18 protein-coding genes are annotated in these 21,619 nt (G+C 61.0%); 10 read left to right on the forward strand and 8 right to left on the reverse strand.

Going from position 1 to position 21,619, the window contains the following annotated elements:
• The first annotated feature begins 55 nt into the window (after positions 1–55).
• Complete coding sequence (locus K0H47_RS29290; RefSeq protein ID WP_008437506.1) at positions 56–730, forward strand: heavy metal response regulator transcription factor; 675 nt, start codon at positions 56–58, stop codon at positions 728–730.
• 3 nt (positions 731–733) lie between these two features.
• Here the strand turns inward: K0H47_RS29290 and K0H47_RS29295 are convergent, their stop codons facing one another.
• A complete protein-coding gene (locus K0H47_RS29295; RefSeq protein ID WP_219274029.1) occupies positions 734–1,639 on the reverse strand; it encodes a cation diffusion facilitator family transporter in 906 nt (301 codons plus the stop codon).
• Positions 1,640–1,856: 217 nt separating this feature from the next.
• Here K0H47_RS29295 and K0H47_RS29300 point away from each other — a divergent pair, with 217 nt between their 5' ends.
• Positions 1,857–3,227 carry a gluconate:H+ symporter gene (locus K0H47_RS29300; protein WP_063033177.1) on the forward strand — a complete coding sequence of 457 codons (1,371 nt, stop codon included), beginning with the start codon at positions 1,857–1,859 and terminating at the stop codon, positions 3,225–3,227.
• Positions 3,228–3,332: 105 nt separating this feature from the next.
• Here the strand turns inward: K0H47_RS29300 and K0H47_RS29305 are convergent, their stop codons facing one another.
• Complete coding sequence (locus K0H47_RS29305; protein WP_063033178.1) at positions 3,333–4,616, reverse strand: MFS transporter; 1,284 nt, start codon at positions 4,614–4,616, stop codon at positions 3,333–3,335.
• Between the two features lie 190 nt (positions 4,617–4,806).
• On the opposite strand from K0H47_RS29305, the gene K0H47_RS29310 reads away from it, so the two are divergent.
• From K0H47_RS29310 to K0H47_RS29325, 4 genes are all read left to right on the forward strand, one after another.
• A complete protein-coding gene (locus K0H47_RS29310; RefSeq protein WP_177071915.1) occupies positions 4,807–6,225 on the forward strand; it encodes a TIGR00366 family protein in 1,419 nt (472 codons plus the stop codon).
• A gap of 264 nt (positions 6,226–6,489) precedes the next feature.
• Positions 6,490–8,190 (forward strand): acid phosphatase, encoded by a 1,701-nt coding sequence (gene acpA / locus K0H47_RS29315; protein ID WP_219274030.1) that lies wholly within the window; start codon positions 6,490–6,492, stop codon positions 8,188–8,190.
• A gap of 122 nt (positions 8,191–8,312) precedes the next feature.
• Positions 8,313–9,482 (forward strand): hypothetical protein, encoded by a 1,170-nt coding sequence (locus tag K0H47_RS29320; protein WP_219274031.1) that lies wholly within the window; start codon positions 8,313–8,315, stop codon positions 9,480–9,482.
• Between the two features lie 174 nt (positions 9,483–9,656).
• The gene (locus K0H47_RS29325; protein WP_063033182.1) at positions 9,657–10,181 is read left to right on the forward strand and encodes a hypothetical protein; all 525 of its coding nucleotides are present in this window, start codon (positions 9,657–9,659) and stop codon (positions 10,179–10,181) included.
• Here the strand turns inward: K0H47_RS29325 and can are convergent.
• A complete protein-coding gene (can, locus tag K0H47_RS29330; RefSeq protein WP_003214385.1) occupies positions 10,178–10,822 on the reverse strand; it encodes a carbonate dehydratase in 645 nt (214 codons plus the stop codon). The two genes, K0H47_RS29325 and can, sit on opposite strands and share 4 nt — an antisense overlap.
• 152 nt (positions 10,823–10,974) lie before the next feature.
• On the opposite strand from can, the gene K0H47_RS29335 reads away from it, so the two are divergent.
• The gene (locus K0H47_RS29335; RefSeq protein ID WP_219274032.1) at positions 10,975–11,379 is read left to right on the forward strand and encodes a serine kinase/phosphatase; all 405 of its coding nucleotides are present in this window, start codon (positions 10,975–10,977) and stop codon (positions 11,377–11,379) included.
• 120 nt (positions 11,380–11,499) lie between these two features.
• On the opposite strand, the gene rimI is transcribed toward K0H47_RS29335, so the two are convergent.
• Both rimI and K0H47_RS29345 read right to left on the reverse strand, forming a co-directional pair.
• Positions 11,500–11,952 carry a ribosomal protein S18-alanine N-acetyltransferase gene (gene rimI, locus K0H47_RS29340; RefSeq protein WP_003214382.1) on the reverse strand — a complete coding sequence of 151 codons (453 nt, stop codon included), beginning with the start codon at positions 11,950–11,952 and terminating at the stop codon, positions 11,500–11,502.
• Positions 11,945–12,682 carry a hypothetical protein gene (locus K0H47_RS29345; RefSeq protein WP_063033184.1) on the reverse strand — a complete coding sequence of 246 codons (738 nt, stop codon included), beginning with the start codon at positions 12,680–12,682 and terminating at the stop codon, positions 11,945–11,947. Before K0H47_RS29345 ends, rimI begins: the two co-directional genes overlap by 8 nt.
• Positions 12,683–12,888: 206 nt before the next feature.
• On the opposite strand from K0H47_RS29345, the gene mksB reads away from it, so the two are divergent.
• The 3 genes from mksB to mksF are packed head-to-tail and all read left to right on the forward strand — an operon-like array spanning position 12,889 to position 17,700.
• A complete protein-coding gene (gene mksB / locus K0H47_RS29350) occupies positions 12,889–14,166 on the forward strand; it encodes an Mks condensin complex protein MksB (RefSeq protein WP_003214377.1) in 1,278 nt (425 codons plus the stop codon).
• On the forward strand, positions 14,156–14,863 hold the full coding sequence (gene mksE / locus K0H47_RS29355; protein WP_177026453.1) for an Mks condensin complex protein MksE: 708 nt from the start codon (positions 14,156–14,158) through the stop codon (positions 14,861–14,863). The genes mksB and mksE overlap by 11 nt, the downstream gene beginning before the upstream one ends.
• Complete coding sequence (mksF, locus tag K0H47_RS29360) at positions 14,860–17,700, forward strand: Mks condensin complex protein MksF (protein ID WP_063033187.1); 2,841 nt, start codon at positions 14,860–14,862, stop codon at positions 17,698–17,700. Before mksE ends, mksF begins: the two co-directional genes overlap by 4 nt.
• A gap of 170 nt (positions 17,701–17,870) precedes the next feature.
• Here mksF and K0H47_RS29365 read toward each other — a convergent pair whose 3' ends face one another.
• From K0H47_RS29365 to K0H47_RS29375, 3 genes are read right to left on the reverse strand one after another with little or no spacing between them, the layout of a single operon-like run.
• Entirely contained in the window at positions 17,871–20,174 is a 2,304-nt protein-coding gene (locus K0H47_RS29365) for a PqiB family protein (RefSeq protein ID WP_219274033.1), read from the reverse strand.
• Positions 20,167–20,790, reverse strand: a complete 624-nt coding sequence (locus K0H47_RS29370; protein WP_003214366.1) for a paraquat-inducible protein A — start codon at positions 20,788–20,790, stop codon at positions 20,167–20,169. The genes K0H47_RS29365 and K0H47_RS29370 overlap by 8 nt, the downstream gene beginning before the upstream one ends.
• The gene (locus tag K0H47_RS29375; protein WP_093201939.1) at positions 20,777–21,436 is read right to left on the reverse strand and encodes a paraquat-inducible protein A; all 660 of its coding nucleotides are present in this window, start codon (positions 21,434–21,436) and stop codon (positions 20,777–20,779) included. The genes K0H47_RS29370 and K0H47_RS29375 overlap by 14 nt, the downstream gene beginning before the upstream one ends.
• Positions 21,437–21,619 lie beyond the last annotated feature (183 nt).

Here is a 21,619-nt window from a genome sequence, read left to right on the forward strand (position 1 = left end):
CGGGCTTTTGCTTTAAGCTCCCGGCAACTTTCCACTGCCCAGCGGGACCCCCGACATGCGTATTCTGGTCATCGAAGACGAACCTAAAACCGCCGATTATTTACATCAGGGGTTGAGCGAAAGTGGCTATATCGTCGACTGTGCCGCCACCGGTGCCGACGGCCTGCATTTGTCTCGCCAGCATGCCTATGACCTGGTGATGCTCGACGTCAATTTGCCGTTGATGGATGGCTGGGATGTGTTGCAACGCATCCGCCAGAACAGCAGCACGCGGATCATGATGCTGACCGCCCAGGGCCGCCTCGCCGACCGGATCAAGGGCCTGGACTTGGGCGCCGATGATTACCTGGTCAAGCCGTTTGAATTCCCCGAATTGCTCGCGCGCGTGCGGACCTTGATGCGCCGCAGCGTGCACTCGCCGGTGCCGGATGTGTTGCGGGTGGCCGACCTGGAACTGGACCAGGGCCGCCACCGGGCGTTTCGCGGCTTGCAGCGCATTGACCTGACCACCAAGGAGTTCGCCCTGCTGCATTTGCTGATGCGTCAGAGCGGCGTGGTGCTGTCCCGCACGCAGATCATCTCGTTCGTATGGGACATGAACTTTGATTGCGACACCAATGTGGTGGAAGTGTCGATCCGCCGTCTGCGCGCGAAGATCGATGACCCGTTCGAGCGCAAGTTGATCCATACCTTGCGCGGCGTGGGTTATGTGCTGGAAGACCGTGAATGACGGTCAGGCGTGCACCTCGTCGTGCTCGTCATGCTGAAAACCTTCGCCTTCGATCTGGATCGTGGCGTGGGAAATATCGAATTGCTCATGCAGTAACTCCGTCACCTGGCTGAGGATCTGTTGCTCGGTGCCTTGCGCCGAATCCGCCACCAAGTGAGTGCTCAGCACATTTTTGCCGCTGGTGAGGGCCCAGATGTGCAGGTCGTGCACGTCCTTGACCCCGGGAACGCCGCGAATTGCCTGTTCCACCTTGTCGATGTCGATGCCGTCCGGCACGCCTTGCAGCAGCACGTTCATGCTTTCCTTGAGCAGCGTCCAGGTACGTGGCAACACCCAGAAGCCAATCGCCGCCGCCACCACCGAATCCACCCAGCCCCAGCCGGTGTACATGATCACCAGCGCCGCGATGATCACGCCGACGGAGCCGAGCATATCGCTCCAGACCTCCAGGTAAGCGCCCTTCACATTCAGGCTTTCGCCGCTGGCCGCACTCAGTAATAGCATGGAAATCAGGTTGACGATCAGCCCCAGCACCGCGATCACCAGCATGCCGGTGGACTGGATCTCAGCGGGCGCCTGCAAGCGTTGATACGCCTCATACAGGATGTAGAACGCCACGCCGAACAACAGCAGCGCATTAAACGCCGCGGCCAGAATCTCAAACCGCGCATAGCCGAACGTACGCTTGCGGTCGGCGGCGCGCTTGGCGACCTGGATCGCTACCAGGGAAATCCCTAGCGCCAAGGCGTCGGTCATCATGTGCGCGGCGTCAGACAACAGCGCCAGGCTGCCGGTGATAAAGGCGCCGATCACCTCGGCAATCATAAAGCTGCCGGTGAGTGCCAATGCGATCCATAACAGCCGTTCGTGGCCGGCGCGTACTTGGGCGTGGCTGTATCCTGCACTCATGAAATGTCCTCGTGGGTCGTGGTCCGGTTGATCATAGAGCTATAGGTCAAAACCACCGGCATGGGTTGCGAAATTGTCATCCTGCCGTCAGTTGGGCGTTACGCCATGCGCACCAAAATTGAACATGAGCGCTCTGGAACCGTTGTATCAGGTATGCTTTTCGAGCAGGAAACAAAAAGAAACATATTAGCCAACCTGTTCGATAAGGAGTCCCGTTTTGGAGTTATCGACTGCCGCGTGGATGGTTCACGACACCCGCCTCATGCTCTGCGTATTACTGGCCATCGCCAGCATCATTGTGCTGATCAGCGCGACCAAGCTGCCGCCCTTCCTGTCGATCCTGATCGGTACGTTTATCGCCGGTGTCGGCGCCGGCTTGCCGCCGGAAGAAGTGGCCAAGGCGTTCAGCAAAGGCGCCGGGGCGATCCTCGGTGAAGCCGGGATCATCATTGCCCTGGGCTCGATGCTCGGCGCGTTGATGGCCGAGTCCGGTGCTGCCGACCGCATCGCCACCACCCTGCTGGGGTTGGGCAAGGGCAAGTCGTTGCCCTGGGTGATGGCGCTGGTGGCGATGGTGATTGGCTTGCCGCTGTTCTTCGAAGTGGGTCTGGTGATGATGGTGCCGATCATCTTTGTGATGGCCAAACGTTCGAACCAGCCGCTGCTGAAAATCGCGATTCCGGCGCTGGCGGGCATGACCACCTTGCACGCTTTGATGCCGCCGCATCCGGGGCCGCTGATTGCGGTGGGTGCATTGCACGCCGACCTGGGCCTGACCATGTTGCTGGGCTTCTGCCTGGCGGTACCGGCCGTGATTCTGGCGGGCCCGCTGTACGGCAACTGGCTGTCCAAACGCATGCACGTGGATGAGCCGGCCGACATTGGCGCGCTGTTCAGCGCGCCGCCCAAGGCGCCGCGTCAGCCGAGCTTTGGTGTGTCGCTGCTGATCATTTTGTTGCCGGTGATCCTGATGCTCGGCAGTACCTTGGCCAAGGTCGCCATGTCGCCGGAAAGCCCGGTGGCACTGACCTTGAAATTCCTCGGTGAGCCGTTGATCGCGCTGGGCCTGGCGGTGATTGCCGCAGTGATTTGCCTGGGCTGGGCCAGCGGCATGCCGCGGGCCGATGTCGGCAATACCTTGCGCAAGGCGCTGGCGCCGATCGCGGTGCTGTTGCTGACCATCGGCGCGGGCGGCGGGTTGAAGCAAACCCTGCTGGATGCCGGCGTGAGCCAGACCATCAGCAAGGTGGCCGAAGGCGCGCATATGCCGTACCTGTTGCTGGCCTGGTTGATTGCGGTGGCGCTGCGTCAGGCGACGGGGTCGGCGACCGTCGCCACCACGACAACGGCGGGCATCCTGGCGCCGATGATGGCGGGGTTGGCGGCGACGCAAAGCTCACTGGTTGCCCTGGCGATTGGTGCCGGCTCGGTGTTCTTCTGCCACGTCAACGATGCCGGCTTCTGGATGGTGCGGGAGTACTTCGGCTTGCAGTTGAAGCAGACGATCTGGGTGTGGTCGGTGTTGCAGACCATTGTGTCGGTGGTGGGCTTAGTCGGCACATTGCTGATGTGGCACTTCCTGACGTAATGATCGTTCCCACGCTCCGCGTGGGAATGCATCCGAGACGCTCCGCATCACAAGAGCGGACGCGGAGCGTCCAGGGAGGCGTTCCCACGCAGAGCGTGGGAACGATCAGGTGGGTTGGCGCTTGCCAAAATGCGCCGCACTCACTGCGCCCACCGCGCCCATCACCACGCAATACCCCACGCAGATCCACGGGCTGGTGGGCATCAATGCGATCAACATCAGCGGTGTGGTACTCGCCCACAGCGCATACGCAATGTTGTAGGTGAAGGAAATCCCCGACACCCGCACCTGCGCCGGGAACAGGCTGACCATCACCGACGGCACCGCGCCCACCACCCCGCAACTCAATCCGGCAATCGCATACGCCGCGCCCAGCCATACGCCGCCGGCAATCAGGCTGGCATAGAGCACGGCAATCCCCACCGGCAGCAGCAGGCTATAGACCAACACCGCACGCCAGGCGCCGATACGGTCCACCAGCAGGCCGGCCAGCACACAACCGATGTTCAGGAACACGATGCCCAGCGCGCTCAGGGCGAAGGTGTGGCTGGGGCTCATGCCGAAGGTTTTCTGCATCATGGTCGGGGTGATGACCACCAGCACGACGACCGCCGAGGTGAGTACGCAGGTGAGGATCATCGCCGGCAGCAGCGCGCTGCGGTGCTCCCGCAGCACGGTGCGCAACGGGAGTTCGGCGCCGGCCTGGCGGCGGGCCTGCATCTGCAGGAATACCGGGGTTTCACTGAGCCAGCGCCGCAGCCAGACACCGATCACGCCGAATACGCCGCCCAGCAGGAACGGGAAGCGCCAGGCGTAGTCGAGGATTTCTGCCGGGGTGAAGACTTGCGCCAGGAGTGTCGCGGTCAGCGCGCCGAGCAGGTAGCCGAAAGTCAGCCCGGCTTGCAGGAAGCCCAGGGCATAACCACGGTGGTTGTCCGGCGCGTGCTCGGCGACAAATACCCAGGCACTGGGTACCTCCCCGCCCACCGCCGCGCCTTGGAGGATGCGCAGCGCCAGCAGGATCAAGGGCGCGAAATAACCGATTTGTGCGTAGGTGGGCATGATCCCGATCAGCAGGCACGGCAGCGCCATCATCAGGATGCTCAGGCTGAACACCCGTTTGCGCCCCAGGTGATCGGCGAAGTGCGCCATCAGGATCCCGCCCAGCGGGCGCGCGAGGTAGCCCGTGACGAAGATGCCGAAGCTTTGCAGCAGACGAAGCCACTCGGGCATTTCCGGCGGGAAGAACAGCTGGCTGAGGGTCAGCGCGAAAAATACGAAGATGATGAAGTCGTAGATTTCCAGGGCCCCGCCTAGGGCGGCCAGGCCCAGGGTTTTGTAGTCGGAGCGGGAGAAACGCTGCGCCTGTGGATAAGAGGTGGCAGTCATGGAAAAGCTCGGCAGGCAAACAAAATGGAATGCAGGTTATGAGCTGGCCCGAGTGAAGGCAATCACGCTGGATATATTTGCTTTACTCATTGATCAATGAAGATAACTACATTCCCAAATGAATAGCCGTAGAGGAACATGCAGCAAAACTGCCGCCCCCCCATAATAAATACAAATAGAGGTACTGAACGTGGCCGATGCTATCGAAGACAGCCGCTACGCCCGATTTGCCCTGCGTTGTTCAAACTTCGCCGAGCGCTGGTTTCCGGACTCCTGGGTGTTTGCCGCCCTCGCCGTGATTATTGTCGCCGTGGCGACCCTGAGCATGGGCGCCGCGCCGACCGAGGCCGCCAAGGCCTTTGGTGACGGTTTCTGGAGTTTGATCCCGTTCACCATGCAAATGGCCTTTGTGGTGATTGGCGGCTACGTGGTCGCCAGCTCCCCACCCGCCGTGAAACTGATCGACCGCCTGGCGCGCATCCCGAAGAACGGCCGCTCTGCCGTGGCGTGGGTGGCGCTGATTTCGATGGTCGCCTCGTTGCTCAACTGGGGCCTGTCCCTGGTGTTCGGCGGTTTGCTGGTGCGTGCACTGGCCCGTCGTACGGATTTGCGCATGGACTATCGCGCGGCCGGTGCTGCGGCCTACCTCGGTCTCGGTGCCGTTTGGGCGCTGGGGCTGTCGTCGTCCGCGGCGCAGTTGCAGGCCAACCCGGCCAGTTTGCCGCCGTCGATTCTGTCGATCACCGGGATGATTCCGTTCACGGAGACGATCTTTCTGTGGCAATCCGGCGTGCTGTTGCTGGCACTGATCGTGGTCTCGCTGATCATCGCCTACGCCACCGCGCCCGGGCCGAACTCCGCCCGTGACGCGAAGGCTTGCGGGGTCGACCCGGCCTTCAACCTGCCCAAGCCGCAACCGCCAACCCGCCCGGGCGAATGGCTGGAACACAGCCCGTTGCTGACTATCCTGCTGGCGTTGTTGGCGGCCGGGTGGCTGTTCCATGAGTTTTCGACCAAGCCGGCGATCAGCGCGATCTCGGGGCTCAACACCTATAACTTCCTGTTCCTGATGGTGGGTGCGTTGCTGCACTGGCGCCCGCGCAGCTTCCTGGATGCGGTGGCCCGTGCGGTGCCGACCACCACCGGGGTGCTGATCCAGTTCCCGTTGTATGGCTCGATTGCGGCGTTGATGACCGTGGTGAAAGGCAGTGACGGCGCGACCCTGGCGCACCATATCTCGACTTTCTTCACCTCGATCGCGTCCCACGACACCTACGCGCTGTTGATGGGCGTGTACTCGGCGGTGCTGGGCTTCTTCATTCCGTCGGGCGGCGGCAAGTGGATCATCGAGGCGCCGTACGTGATGCAGGTCGCCAATGACCTGGAATATCACCTGGGCTGGGCGGTGCAGATCTACAACGCCGCCGAAGCGCTGCCGAACCTGATCAACCCGTTCTATATGCTGCCGCTGCTGGGCGTGCTGGGGCTGAAGGCGCGGGACTTGATCGGCTTTTCGTTTGTGCAGTTGCTGGTGCATACGCCGCTGGTGTTGTTTTTGCTGTGGGCGTTGGGCACGACGCTTAAATATTTGCCGCCGGTGATGCCGTAAACGCTTCTGTCATATTGCCTGCTTAAGCTTCTCACCCAGGCCCGGCAACGCCTCTTGCCCCTTGATCGGCACCTCGCCGATCAAGGGGCAAATCAGTGCGTCGCAGCGCGGTCGCGTTACAAAACCCGTCAGTCACAAACAGTTCCCTTACGCCCTAAGGCCTCGCCTTATAGACTGAAGCGTTTAAGCTTTGCCATATTTCACGCCATTTCAATGAAACATCCAGAAATAAAATAAACCAAAAACAGCAGTGAGAAGCCTCGGATGACTGACGAAACAGAAGACCAGAATGCCTCCCAAAACGCCTCCGACACCCTCCCCGACTCCAGCCGTCGGCGCTTTTTGGGTGGGGTCGCTGTACTCGGCGCCGGGGCCACCCTGAGCGCCTGCGGCGGCACAGCTGAGCAGCCGGGCCCGCCGGTCGACCGCGAACTGACGCCTGCCGAACTGGGCAAGGCCCTGCACGACAACGTGAAAAACGTGGTGGTAATCTACGGCGAGAACCGCAGCTTCAACAATCTGTTTGCCGATTTCCCCGGCGTGGAAAGCCCGCTCTCCGCGCTCAAGCCCCCCGACTACCAGCAACGCGACCGCGACGGCAGCCTGCTGGATACCTTGCCTGAGGTGTGGGGCGGCGTGACCCAATTGGGTCCGCAGACCATCGACGGGGTGATCTACCCCAGCGCCACTCAATATCAGCAACACTTGCCCAACGCCCCCTTCGCGTTAAAAGGCCCGGACGGTGAAGACCTGCCGCTGGCCTTGATCACCCGTGACCTGTGGCACGTGTTCTATCAAAACCAGATGCAGATCAACGGCGGCAAGAACGACCGTTTTGTCGCCTGGGCCGACTCGGGTGCGCTGACCTTCGGCCATTACCCGCAAACCCGCTATTCCCTGCGCCTGTGGGACGTGGCCAGGGAGTTTGTGCTGTGCGACAACTTCTTCCAGGGCGCCTTTGGCGGGTCGTACCTCAACCACCAGTACCTGATCAGCGCCCAGGTGCCGTTCTACCCGGACGCCGCCAATTCAGTGGCCAAGTCGCAGATCGCCACGTTGCAGAGCGACGACCCGACCGACACGCGCCTCAAGCCGCTGGACAAATCCCCGGCCAGCGCCATGACCGGCCCACCGCAATTCGGTCCGAGCGCATTGACCCCGGATGGCTATGCGGTGAACACCATGGCGCCGCCCTACTGGCCCACCTGGATCCGCGACCCGGAACGCCCGGACTACGCCAAGCCGGACCTGCCCAGCGTATTGGTGCCACAGTCCCACGAGCATATCGGCGACAAGCTGTCGAAGAAGAACGTCGACTGGGCCTGGTATGGCGGCGCCTGGCAGGCGACGATTGATGAGCACAAGGATTCGGCAGCGATTCCGAAGATCCCGAGTTTTCAGTACCACCACCAGCCGTTCAACTACTTCAAGCAACAAGGCCCGGAAAACCCGGTAGAGCGCAAGAAACGTCTGCGCGATGGCGGGCTGGGCGACGACCCGAGCACCAACCACTTCATGGCCGACGCCCAGGCCGGCACGCTGCCGGCGGTGAGTTTCTACAAGCCCCAGGGCAACCTGAACATGCACGCCGGTTACGCCGACGTGGCTTCGGGCGACCGGCATATCACCCGCACCTTGAAGATGCTGCAGGAAAGCCCGCAGTGGAAAAACATGGTGGTGATCATCACGGTCGACGAGAACGGCGGCTGGTGGGACCACGTTGCACCACCGAAAGGCGACCGCTGGGGCCCGGGCACACGTATTCCGGCGCTGGTCATTTCTCCATTCGCACGCAAGGGCACGGTGGACCATACGGTGTATGACACGGCGTCGATCCTGCGCCTGATCACCCGGGTGTTCCAACTGGAGAAACTCGACGGCATCAAGCTGCGGGACGAGTCGATGGTCGCCCGTGGCCAGAAACCCATGGGTGACCTGACCAATGCGTTGCACTTCAAGGTGTAGACGCACTTGCTCAAAAGCGACAAGCGCGCAGTTTTTCTACGCGCTTTCCCCGGTCAACCGCTACTGTGTGAGGGTGGGCATTCACCCCGCGCAGACGGGCTTTCGCTGACAGGGAACCATCCATGTTTAAACTCTCCAGGTTGTCCTTCACCCTGGCCGCACTGACCTTGAGTGCGGTCGTACAGGCTGACATCACCGTACCGCTGGGTACCCCGCAACGGGTCACCCAGTTGTTCGCGTACCCGAACAATTGCAGCGTCATCTGCTTTCGTCCCTGGACGCTGGAGCAGACCGTCGAGCACTACCTGAACCAAAGCCTGCAACGAGACGGTTACAGCCGGGGCAAAGTCAGTGTAAAAACCGAGCATGACCAGGTGCTTGCCACCTTCAGCGGCGTGCCGGACGGTTATGGCCAGCCGCTGACCACCTTGCTCGACACCGCCGACCTGGCTTACCAGGGCGCCAGCAAGCTCAATGGCGATGGCAAGTGGCAGTTCAACTGGTACCTGTTCCTGCCGCTGGGCATGGCCCTGGAAAACCGCAAGAGCATCGAGCTGCTGCACTTCCCGCCGGATTACTCCCTGACCCACTTCCAGGACTACCTGGAGTCGGCCACCACCGACCGCTGGGCGACCTTGCTCACGACCAACGGCATCCCGGCGACCCAGACGCCGGAATACCAGACCATCATCGACATCGCGCCGATCGCCGCACCCGCCACGGCGGGCAAGGACCTGGAAGGTGTGTACGGTTACTTCACCGACTACCAGACACGCATGGTCAAGGAGCTGAGCCTGCAAGCGGGCGGCGCATTGCCGATGGTGGCTTTTGGGGCGCCAGTGCGCAGCTGGATCAAGCAGCAATACGGGCAAACCGTGGGTGTGTTGGGCCTGGCGCAGATCAGCCCCACCGATGGCAGCAAGGTCGCCGTGCTGGGGGCCAACCACCCGAGTTACATCTGGTATGCCGCCAACCCCGACACGTATGACGGTGACGAGCAAAAGGCCGACGAGGCCGGCTTGAAGGTGATGGGCCAGGACTTGAGCGCCGCCTGCTGGCAGGCCTCGATGGGTCAGAAGCCCGCCAGCGATCCGAATGTGCAGCTCAAAGGCTGTATGAACACCTGGCAGGTAACACGCAAGGAGCAGACCTGCGAACTGTTCTACACCTCGATCCGCGAACTGACGCCCGAACAAGCGAACGCCAAGTGCGCCCAGCCCGCAATCAAGACTCAGCTAAGGCAATTGAAAAGCGCAGTGCCGGCACCGGCGGTTGATGCACCGGCGCTTTGACGCAAACTGCATAGGGGGGGAGTTTTCCTACAGAAAAAATAGCCAATTTCTACTGTCAGATTTGACAGTAGAAATTGGCATTCACTTCGGCGAGTCTTGAGCGACGCCCATCCGTTGCAAGACTGGCAGTCCAGACACCACCGGCAGGTCGATGCAGCCCCCTCCTGGAGAGTCATGAAAACTCAAGCCATGGATCAGGCTAAAACCGCTGTGAGTGGCTGTCTTTACCCCTTTGCCACTGTGCTCACCGAACACGGCTACCCCCGCGCTTGCGACTATGAAGTGGTGCGTACCCGGGAGGGTTCAGGCGAAGGGATCAAGACGCGCGTCGCCTTTGATAGCCGCCTGCGCATCGCCAAGGTGTCCGGCTACGCACTGAGTGAGCGGCGCTTGCATACGGTGCAGATGTCCTCGCGTATCCACCTGTACGACCCGTGGTTCAGCGGCTTGCTTTCGCACTCGTGCAACCCGAACGTATTTCTCGACATGACGTACCTGGAACTCTGGTCCGTTCAGCCGGTGCCCGCCGGCGCCCTGCTGACCATGGATTACGCCCACACCGAGGACGTGCTGTTCCGACAGTTTCGCTGCCAGTGCGGCGAGCTCAACTGTCGGGGCTGGATCACCGGCATGAAGGAGCCGTTGAATGCCGAGGGTCAACAGTTCATGGAGCAGTGGCGCAAACGCAAAAGCCCTTAGACCGCTCCCAGCGGGCGCAGGCGGTATTGCGGCGGCAATTGCTCGAAGCCACTGATGGTGGTGTTCAGGCTTTTCCAGCGGCCATCCTTGATCCCGTAGATGCAGCCGTGAACCGACAGGCTCTGCCCGCGGTGCCAGGCGTTTTGCACAATGCTGGTATGGCCGACGTTGGCCACTTGCTGGATCACGTTCAGCTCGCACAGGCGATCGACGCGTTCCTCTTCCGTGGGCAACTGGGCCAGCACGTCGCGATTTTCGTAGTACAGGTCACGGATGGTGCGCAGCCAGCCGTCGATCAGGCCCAACTGGTTATCCTGCATCGAGGCGCGTACACCGCCGCAGCCATAGTGGCCGGTCACCAGGATGTGTTTGACCTTGAGCACGTCAACCGCGTACTGGATCACCGACAGGCAATTGAGGTCGGTGTGCAGCACCACGTTAGCCACGTTGCGATGCACAAACAGGTCGCCCGGCAGCATGCCGACGATCTCGTTGGCCGGTACGCGGGCGTCGGAACAGCCGATCCACAGGTATTCCGGGGTTTGCTGGCGGGCGAGCTTGGCGAAGAATTCGGGATCTTCCTGTTTGATCGCATCTGCCCAGCGTTCGTTGTTATCAAGCAGGTCTTGTAGTTCGTTCATCAGGGAAAGCCTCAGGAATGATGCGCAGCTTTGACAGACGACCGCCCATCCGGGTCACGCCGATAATTAAAGATAGCCGGCCGGTAATTACTTGAATCTTGGGGAGCCATGCCTGTCCACACACTATAAGCCCCACAGTATGAGGAATCGCCATGACTGATTCACGACGTCCGTTCGGCGCCACCCAACCGGAGCCGATTGATGACAACGAAGACCGCATGGGCTCCATGCGGGAACTGGATTTTGACGAGGAAGAACCGACGGCGGAGATCGGCGACGAGATTCCACTTCGCGAACGCGAGCATCTGATGCCCGACGAACGGGTACGCGAGGCCGGGATGACCGGGGCTTCCACCGCTGATCATGAATCAACCGATGATGACATGAGCCCGGAAACGCTGATCCGCGAGGATGGTGCGCGGGATGCGCGGGAAGAAGGTGAAGATGGACAGGCCGATTGGGACCTGAGCATCGTCGACGAAGACGAGATTGGCGGCGGCAATGGCCTGGATGAGGCCGAACTGGCCGATATCGATCCAGTAGACGGCAACCGCTGACACGCTGCCGAACTGAATGTGGGAGCGGGCTTGCTCGCGAAGGCGGTGTTTCAGTCAATACATCTGGCGACTGGACCACCGTATTCGCGAGCAAGCCCGCTCCCACATTGGGCCCTGCGTTTAGTCGACCAGGGTGCAGGCCATCACGACCGCATCTTCGCGACCACCAACAGCGGGGTAATAGTCCCGCCGGCGGCCGATCTCGTTGAAACCGTAACGTTCATACAGCCGGAACGCGCCGGTGTTGCTGTCGCGCACTTCCAGGAAACATTCCCGCGCCTTGGCCTCGTAGGCCCGGGACATCAGGTGCTCCAGCAGGCTTAAACCCAGGCCACGGCCCTGGTTTTCCGGCTTGACGGTGATGTTCAGCAAATGCGCTTCATCGAGGATGATCTGCACGACCCCGTGGCCCACCTGCTGCTCACCTTCGAACATCAGCCAGATCTGGTACTTGCCCAGCCCATCGAGAAAAATCCCGCGGGTCCAGGGGTGGCTGAACGCTGCGTATTCGATCTTCAGTACAGCGTCGAGGTCCGCCTCGGTCATCGGGCGGAAAGATAAAGCTTCACTCATCGGTACTTTTCCAGCGCGCCATCAGCCGGCGCATGGCTTGCCAGACATCAGCCTTACGCTGTGGCTCTTCCATTAATAGTTCCAGGCCCGGCAGGGCCCAGACAGAGCCCAGGCCTTCGACCTGCAGTTCGCGGTACCAGGCCTCGGCGTTGGCTTCGCCGGCAAAACGCACGGCGGGCAGGCCGATCAGCCACAGGCATACGCAGGGTTCGTCCTCCAGCCGTGCCGAGACAAAACCTTGCACAAAATCTCGCGCGGCTTCCGGGCCCTGGTCCATGGTGCCCCGGGCCAGCAGCGGCCAGCGCACCGGCTCGCCGACGATTTGCGGACTGTCGGGCAGACCGGCGGCGCGCAACATGTCCTTGAGCAGCAGATAGGCCGGGTCGCGGGTCTGGAAGCGCTCGCCTGTCGGCAACTCCACCAGCAACAGGCATCGCCCGGCCCGCAGCAGTTGCAGGGCAAAGCGCGGCGGCGGCACGACTGGAGCCTTGACCACGGCAGGCGCCTCTTCGGCGACGACCGGCTTGGCCACCGGCGACGGCCGGGGGACTTCGACCTTTGGCCGAACCACCGGGGTTTCAGCCACAGGCTTGACCAGCGGCACCGGCGCAGCCGCCTCCTCACCCGAAGGCCCGAAAGCCTCGAACGGCTCCGGGGCCTCCAGCAGCTCGGGCCGCGAGGGGGCGGCGAACGGTAATTCAGTGCGCGGCAGCCAGTTGACCACCTGCATGGCGGTCAAGTAAGCGCGACGTCGGGACTCGATAAGCAAAGGTCGGCCACTTGTGGATAACTAAAGAACGGGGATTCTACCGCCCTTCGACGAAGATCGCCCGCAGTTGATCGTTCCGGTGAGCGCCTCACGACCGGCTGTGGATAAATCCCACCCCCGATGCAGTACAATCGCTGCTTTTAATCGCTAACCAGCCGGCCATTCCGATGATCGAACCCAAGCGCGTCTTGCGCGCCCTCGCCGAACACTGGGCCCTGCTTGAGCCACTGTGCGAACACTTCGACCAAGGCACCCTGAGCCTCAGCGAACTGCGCGCCCAACTGGCTGCCCAACAACTGGACAGCACGCCACAGGACATCACCAGCCTGCTGGACGTGTGGATTCGCCTGGATATCCTGGTGCCTGTCGCCAAGAGCCCGAACCGTTTCGAGCTCAACGCACAGATCCACGACTTCCTGGCGTATCTTCGCAAGGAGCACCGGCTAGGCCTGTGCCTGGAGATCGAAGCCTACCTGCGCCACCTTGAGCGCCTGGCGGGTTATATCCAGGACGCCTTCGACATCCGTGACGGCCATGACCTGGCGCGCCAACTGCGCCTGCTGGACATGCGCGTGCGGGACGTGCTGAAAAAACTCGCCAACGACGAACAGGCCCTCGCGGCCGTAGCCGACCGCGCCAAGACCAGCGACCGGCAGATCCCGTTGCGCCAGCGTTACGCCGAAGTACTGGCGACCTGGGACGAATACGTCGAACCGATGATTCAGTTGGTGAACGCCGACGGCGCCTTCGAACAAGGCGTGCGCAAGGTCGAGAACGTGCTGTTGCGCATGCTCACCGAACAGCAGCGCCTCGGCCACCTGGTGGACGACGACATGCTGCTGCGCACCCATGCGCGCATCCTCGAAATGCAGACCAGCGCCCAGTTGACCTTGCGTCACGCCCGGGAACTGCTGCTGCCGTTGCGTGAAGAAGCTCGCCGGCACAACGCCGTGACCCGTGGCGCGGCGCTGGCCTTGTCGGCGATTCGCCGCAAGGGCCTGGACGCGGTGCCGCAAGCGGCGATGCCGATGTTCACCCGGCCGCAAAGCACCTTTCTCGGCAGTGCCAGCCAAGTCGAAGCCTATGTGTACGCCCTGGCCAACTTCGAACCGAAGCCGGCGCGTTTCCCCAAGGCGCACAAATCCCACAAGGGCGAAGCCCCTCGCGCGCCGCGCACGGTCAAGGAGATGCTCGAGCGCTGCGAAGACGCGCTGCCGATGCCGGACCTGATGACTTGGCTGCTGGAGCAGGAACCGGACGGCGCAACCGACGAGTTGCTGTACTGGTTCTCACGCCTGTCGCGGGAGAAACGCTTCAAGCGCGAACGTCTGGAACGACGGGATTACCACACTCACGAGCACCAGGTCAGCCTGCGCTCATTCGCCCTGCTTCCAGCCAGTATTGATACGGCCGGGAATTCTGCGAGCACCCCTCATGCATCTTGATCTATCCGAACTGTCCCAGCTGGCGCCGATCTTTCGCGAGCTGTTCAAGGGTTACCACGTCAGCCGCCGCGACCCGGAGCTGTACGCCCAACTGTCGAACTTCCAGGACCAGTACCGCACGCTGTTCAAGGCCCTGGGCTTTGAGCTGGTGTGCGACACCCGGGGTTTCTACTACTTCGTGCCGGACTCGGCCGTGGCTGCCGCGCAGGTCAACAAGACCGCCCAGCGTCTGGCGTTGTTCACCTTCATCATCGTCGAACACCTGGCCGACCAGGGCCGCGACCCGATCGCTGTGCTTGACGGTGGCAGCCTGGGCCGTGATGAGCTGCCGTCGTTGCTGGAAAAGTACCGCGACCTGTTTATCCAGGCCGAAGTGACAACCGTTGAGGAGCTGGAAGAAAAAATCATGCGCCGCATGACCCAGTTGGGTTTTGCCGGTGAAGAGAACGGTATCTACCGCTTCCTGCCGCCGATGCACCGCTTCCTCGATGTGTGTCTCTCGGTGCAGCAAGACCGTGACCTCGCCGCGAGTATCCACAGCGTATTGCCGCTGCCTGCCCCGGTGATCATCGACGAAGACAGCGATGAAAAACTGCTGAAGACCGATGACCCGCTGGACTTGAGTGACTTCGCGGACGAAAGCGAAGAAGACGCCCTGGCCCGTGCCATTGCCGAAGAACAGGAGACCGATGCATGAGCAAGGAACGCTACGGCATTCGCCGCTTCGCCCTTTTGAACACTGCCGGTTACAGCCTGGGTTTGTTCCCGCTGGAAGAACCGCTGTCGGTGTACGGCGCAAACAACCTCGGCAAATCGGCTTCGATCAACGCGTTGCAGTTCCCGATTCTGGCGCGCATGTCGGACATGAGTTTCGGCAAGTACACCCTGGAGCAATCCCGGCGTTTCTACTTTGCTACCGACACCAGCTACATCCTGGTGGAAGTGGCCCTGCCCCACGGCCCGCACGTGATCGGCGTGGTTGGTCGCGGCCCGGGCGGTGGTTTCGGTCACCAGTTCTTTGCCTACGCCGGCAAGCTGGACCTGGCGCACTACCAGAAGAACGACACCTGCCTGCGCCAGAAAGAGCTGTTTACCAACCTTGAGCGTGAAGGCCTGAAAGCCTATGAACTCAAGCCGGATGAACTGCGACGTTTGCTGGTGGGCGGCCACACGTCGATCCCGCTGGACCTGACCCTGATTCCGCTGCGCTCCACCAGCGAGCAGAGCCTGAAGACCTTCCGTGCGTTGTTTATCAACTTGCTGCACATGCGGGAAATTACCGCGGCCAAGTTGAAACAGCTGTTCCTCGATGCCTTCGAACACAGCCTGCGTTCCGGCAGTGTCGATTACATCGCGGCGTGTGAAGAAGCCTTCCGTGATGTACGACGCATGGAGCAGGACTACAACTCATTGGTAGCCGCCGGGCCGCTGGTGGAAGCGCTGTCCAATGGCGTGAAACAGCGGGAAATCCTGCGGGGCAAACTGCATCGCCTGTCGCCGCTGCTGGATTCGTTGTTGGGCACTTGGTCGGACTACGCCAGTGCGCGCAAGGAAGAGCTGACGATTCAGGCCGAGCATTACCGCAACGAGCAAGACGCACTGCAGAACGACCAGCGCGGCGGCACTCAGGAGTTGATGCGCCTGGAGCGGGAAATCAGCGGCATTCAGCGCTGGCTCGGTGAGCTGTCGGTGCTCAAGCATCGCTTCGCCCTGGTGGATGACGTCAAGGTGCTGGAGCAACAACTGCTGGCCGCCAAGGATGCTCACGATGAATTGGCCGGGGCCTTGGCGCAGTCGCGTCAGTTCAGTGCCGAGGATCTGGACGAGCGTCTGCGGGACCTGGAAAAACGCCTGAAGTCGGTGAAGCAACAACTCGATCACGCCGACAACAACAGCTACGCCAAGCTGCGGGAAGAATTCTCGCAGCAGGATGTCGAGCGTCTGATGCGCTTGTTCAACAGTTCGCTGTTCAGCTTGCCGCTGGGTGAGCATGGCATCACCCTGGATGAAGACGGCCTGTGGGTGAAATCCCTGGAGCAGATCCTCGATGGCTTCAAGGGTGAGCGTTTTGAAGTGCCGGGATTGGCCATCGATATCTCGCATATCGAGCCGCCGGCATTGCAGGCCTTGGCTGACCGCGCTGCGTTGCGCGACCAGAAAGAACGCCTGGAAAAAGAACTCAAGCAACTGAAAACCCAGCAAGCCGTGGCGGCTGACCGCGCGGCAAGCAAGACCCAGACTGAAGCCTTGTACCAACAGGTATTGGACGCACAGAAGGCGCTGGAAGATTTCCGCCGCTCGCAAACCCTGAGCGCAGAAGAAGGCGAGAAGCTGGAAAGCCTGGCGCAGATGGAGGCGGCCCAGGACGAATTGAAGCGTTCCAGCGATGCGTTTACCGAACGCGTCCAGCAACTGTCGGCCAAGCTGCAATTGGTAGGCCGCCAGATTGGTGATATGGAAGCCAAGCAGCGCACGCTGGATGACGCGTTGCGTCGTCGTCAGCTGCTGCCGGCGGACTTGCCGTTTGGTACGCCGTTCATGGACCCGGTGGACGACTCCATGGAAAACCTGCTGCCGCTGCTCAATGACTATCAGGACAGTTGGCAAGGTTTGCTGCGCGCTGACGGCCAGATCGACGCGCTGTATGCACAGGTGCGCCTCAAGGGCGTGGCCAAGTTCGACAGTGAAGACGATATGGAGCGCCGCCTGCACTTGCTGATCAACGCTTACGCGCACCGTACGGATGAAGCCCTGACGCTGGGCAAGGCGCGGCGTGCGGCGGTCACCGATATCGCACGCACCTTGCGCAATATCCGCAGCGACTACGACAGCCTTGAGCACCAGTTGGCGTTGTTCAACCGCGAGATCAACAAGCGTCAGGTGTCCAACCTGCAGAGCTTCCGCATCGTGCTCGCGCCGAACAAGGAAGCCCTCAAGCATATCGACCAGATCATCCACAGTGCCGGTCAGTATGAAGAGGGTGAAACCCTGTCGGTCTTCGACCTGAGCCAGAGCGCCGAGCAGGACAACAAGAACGAGGAAGCCAAGGAATACCTGGCGCGCCTGGTTGCGGCCAACCATAACCAGTTGGGCCTCAAGGACTTGTTCGAATTGGCGTTCGAGATCACCAAGGTCAACGGCCAGCCGATCATTCACACCGACATTGATGGCGCCGCCTCCAACGGCACCACCATGACCATCAAGGCGCTGACCAACATGTACTTGTTGCTGCACTTGATGGACCGCGATCAGGCAGGTCGTGTGCGCTTGCCGTACTACCTCGATGAGGCCGCGGATATCGATGAGAAGAACCAGGCGGCGTTGCTGGAAACCAGCTTGCAGCTGGGCTTCGTACCGATTTTGGCCAGTGTGAAGCCACAGGTTTCCGCCCAGGTGGCGATTGACCTGGAAGGCGGCAGCGGGCCGAACGGGATCTACATTGATGAAGCGGACTGGAAGTACATCCGCCGTCACGATGTGGTGAAGGCGACGGTGAATGTGCAGGCGGATGAGCCGGAGTTGGATGAGGTTTAATCAGCCGCGCTGAAATGCAAAAAGGCCGCGATCTTTTGGATCGCGGCCTTTTTTTGGTGTTCTTGAGGGCCTCTTCGCGAGCAAGCCCGCTCCCACATTCAATCGGGTTCCTTCAGGGGGAACTGGGTCAAATATGGGAGCGGGCTTGCTCGCGAAGGCCGCGCCTCGGTCTATTTACCGAGTGGGATTTTAGGGGCCCAGGTCAGCCATTCGTCTTCGAACTTGTCGAACAGCGGGAAGGTTTGCTGGGGCCGAGCGGCATTACCCATGCGTTCGCCGTCTGGCGTGGCAAAGGCGATGCCGCCGGCGACCAGGGTTTCCAGGGATTCGGTGCGTACCGTCGCGCCCTTGAACAGGCCGAAGTCGAGACCGAAGCCGCTGGTGTTCCAGAACCGGCTGCCACTGCGCACCAGCGGCGCGTACTTTGGCTCGATCAGAATGTGGATCAGCACGCGGTCGGCGGTCTGACCCAACTCGTACCCTGTGACCTTGCCTACCGTGACTTCGCGGTAGGTCACCGGCACACCTTCTTTGAGCGAACCGCGGCGCGCCGCACTGAGCACCAGGCTCAGGCCCGCGTCCTGATGGACGGCCTCAGGCGGTTGGTCGAGGGCAACGAAGCTCTTTTGCGGGCCGGCGTTTTTTACCGCTGGCTGCACTTCGATGTACTGACCGGTGACCAGGGTTTCCAGGTTCGACGTTTTCATCAGCCCGAGTTCAGGCTTGACCACCCAGAACTGACTGCCGGCCCGGGCGATGCGATCTGCCACTTGGGTGATGCGCGCGCTGAGCAACACCGATTGCATGTCGGCACTCAGGTCGACACTTTCGATCTTGCCTACGTCCAGGCCCTTGAAGCGCACCGGCGTACCCGGGCGCAGGCCGTCGGCGCGGTCGACCTTGATGGTCACCAGCGTACCGTGCTGGTTGGCGGCTTCGCGGTCCGGGAACAGACGGAAACGCGGGATGCGCTTTTTCAGCGGTACATTCGGCTCCGGGGTTTCGAAGGCGATACCGCCCGCCATCAGGCTGGCCAGGGATTCACTTTTCACCTGGATGCCGCCGGTAAGTCCGCCGGTCAGGGTCACGCCGCTGGCATTCCAGAATCGGGTGGAGCCATTGACCAGGCCTTCGTATTCTTTCTCGATATGGACGCCGATCACCAGTTGCTTGTTCTTGCGGGAGAACTGGTAGCTCTGTACGGAACCGACCTTGACCTGTTTGTAGAGGATCGGGCTGCCGACATCCAGGGAGCCGAGGTTGTCGGTGAACAGCACCATGTGCAGACCGGGGGAACGCAGGTCCAGTGGCGGCGCCTTGGCCCGCGCGACGTACTCCCGTTGTGGCGCGCTGCCCTTGTCGCCGGGACGGATGGCGATGTAGTTACCTTTGACCAACGCTTCCAGCCCGGTGATGCCGGCCAGGGAGATCGACGGTTTGACCACCCAGAATTGGGTGTCCTGAACGAGGTAGTCTTCGGCCAGTGGGTCGAGGGTCAGCTCGGCATTGGCACTGGAAAGGTCCGGGTCGATCTTCAGGGTTTTCAGGCTGCCGACCTGGATGCCTTTGTACATCACCGGCGTGCGACCCGCCTGGAGACCTTCGAAGTCGGTGAGTTTGACTTTGACCTTGATGCCTGCGGCTGCTGCATCGAAGTCTTCATACAGGCGGAACGGCAGGCTCGGGTCCGTCGGCGGGCTGTCCTTGCGGTTCTCTGGCGTGGCGAAGGCGATACCGCCGGCAACGATGCTGGCCAGGGATTCACTGCGCACTTTTACACCGGAGAGGTTGGCGTCGATGCTGATGCCGCTGGCGTTCCAGAAACGCGTGTGTTTGCGCACCAGGCTGGCGTAGGTCGGCTCGATGTAGACCTTGATTTCAACGGTGGTCTGGTCTTCGGAGAGCAGGTAGCTTTTGACCTGGCCGACCTGGATCTGCTTATAGAACACCGGGCTGCCGCGGTTCAGCGAGCCGAGGCGATCAGCTTTGATCGTCAGGTGCAGGCCCGGCTTGGCGTCGGATAAGGGCGGTTCTTCGGACAGGGCCTTGAACTTGCGCGTCGGCTCGCCATCGCCCGGGCTGGCAGCGATGTAGTTACCCGAGACCAGGGTTTCCAGCCCAGTGATCCCGGCCAGGCTGACACTCGGCTTTACCAGCCAGAAGCGGGTGTTGGTCTTGAGGTATTGCTCCACGTCCTTGTTCATCTCGATGGTGGCGATCACCCCGCGATTGTTACCTTCGTCATCCAGGGCCAGGGTTTTCACCTTACCCACGGACATGCCTTTGTAGACCACTTCGGTCTTGTTGGCCTGGATGCCTTCGCCGCTTTCAAAGCGAACCTGAATCTCGATACCTTGCTGGTTGTACGCACGCCATCCCAACCAGCCGCCGATGATCAGGGCAATCAGGGGCAGCACCCAAATGGCCGACCAGTTGGAAGCTGGGCGGGTTTTAGCCTTAGGCAAATCACTCATGGTCGTCGTCCGACTCCGTGTTATCCCAAATCAGTCGGGGATCGAAAGTTACTGCGGCAAGCATCGTCAAGATCACCACACTGGCGAACGCCACGGCACCGAGATTGGCCTCGACACTGGCAAGTCGCCCAAAGTTTACGACCGCCACCAGGATGGCAATCACGAAGATATCCAGCATGGACCAGCGGCCAATGAACTCGATAAAGCGGTACATGATAATGCGTTGTTGCGCGGAAAGTGGTTGGTGACGTTGCACCGAGAACAGTAACAAGCCGATGCCCACCAGCTTGAAGGTTGGCACCAGAATGCTGGCGATGAACACTACAGCGGCGATCGGGAACATGCCGTGCTGCATCAGTTGGATCACGCCGGACATGATGGTGCTCGGATCGCCTTGGCCCAGGGAGCTTACGGTCATGATCGGCAACAAATTGGCCGGGATGTACAAGATGGCAGCCGTGATCAGCAGCGCCCAAGTGCGCGTCAGGCTGTTCGGACGACGGGCGTGGACCAGCGCACCACAACGGGTGCAGGTTTGCTCGTCGGTGTCCGGGTCTTGTTTGTTTAGTTCATGGCATTCGGTACAGATCAGAATGCCCGCATCAATCGCCCGCATGAGCATCCTCTCCTGACAGTGCTTCCCAGATCTGGTGAGGTGACATCACCACCTCCAGCAGTATCTGGACCATTAACAGACTTACGAAGCAGGCCAGGCCAAGCCCAACGGTGATGGTGGCCATGTCGGCCAGTTTTACGATCGCCACCAGCACGCCCATCAGGTAGACCTCGAGCATCCCCCAGTCCTTGAGGTGGTGGTAGATGCGATAAAACAGCAGGCCGTAGCTGCGGCCGATGTTCCAGCGAATGCTCAGCAATACCGCCAGTTGGCACAGGAGCTTGAACAGTGGGATGCCCATGCTGCAGAGGAACACCACCACGGCGACGCCTTGCATACCGGTGTCGAACAGACCGACCACGCCGGTCCACACGGTGTCCTGCGAGGACTGCCCGAGTAGATTGAGCTGCATGATGGGTAAAAAGTTCGCGGGGACGTACAACAGCAGTGCGGCAATCACTAACGCCAGGCTTCGTTCAACGACGTTGTGGCGGTGAGCGTACAGCTCGTAGCCGCAGCGTGGGCATTGGGCCTTTTCACCGCGGGCAAGCTCCGGCTTGCGCATCAACAAGTCGCACTCATGGCATGCCACGAGTTCGTCCAGCGGTAAGTCTGACACCTCGAGGGTATCAACCGGGTCGGGCATATAGGGCTCGGACTCTAAAAAAGGTTAGGTGCCTATTCTAGTGTTCTGGTTCAGAAATAACTGTGCAAATTTGTCGGGGGCCCGCTGTATATCGAGCATGTCGGTAAGTTTCTGACCGCCCAAAACAAAACCCCTGATTGCGTTAGCAATCAGGGGTTTCGGAATTTAATCTTGACGATGACC

It is taken from the genome of Pseudomonas sp. Xaverov 83 (genome assembly GCF_019352905.1).
GTDB lineage: Bacteria > Pseudomonadota > Gammaproteobacteria > Pseudomonadales > Pseudomonadaceae > Aquipseudomonas > Aquipseudomonas yamanorum.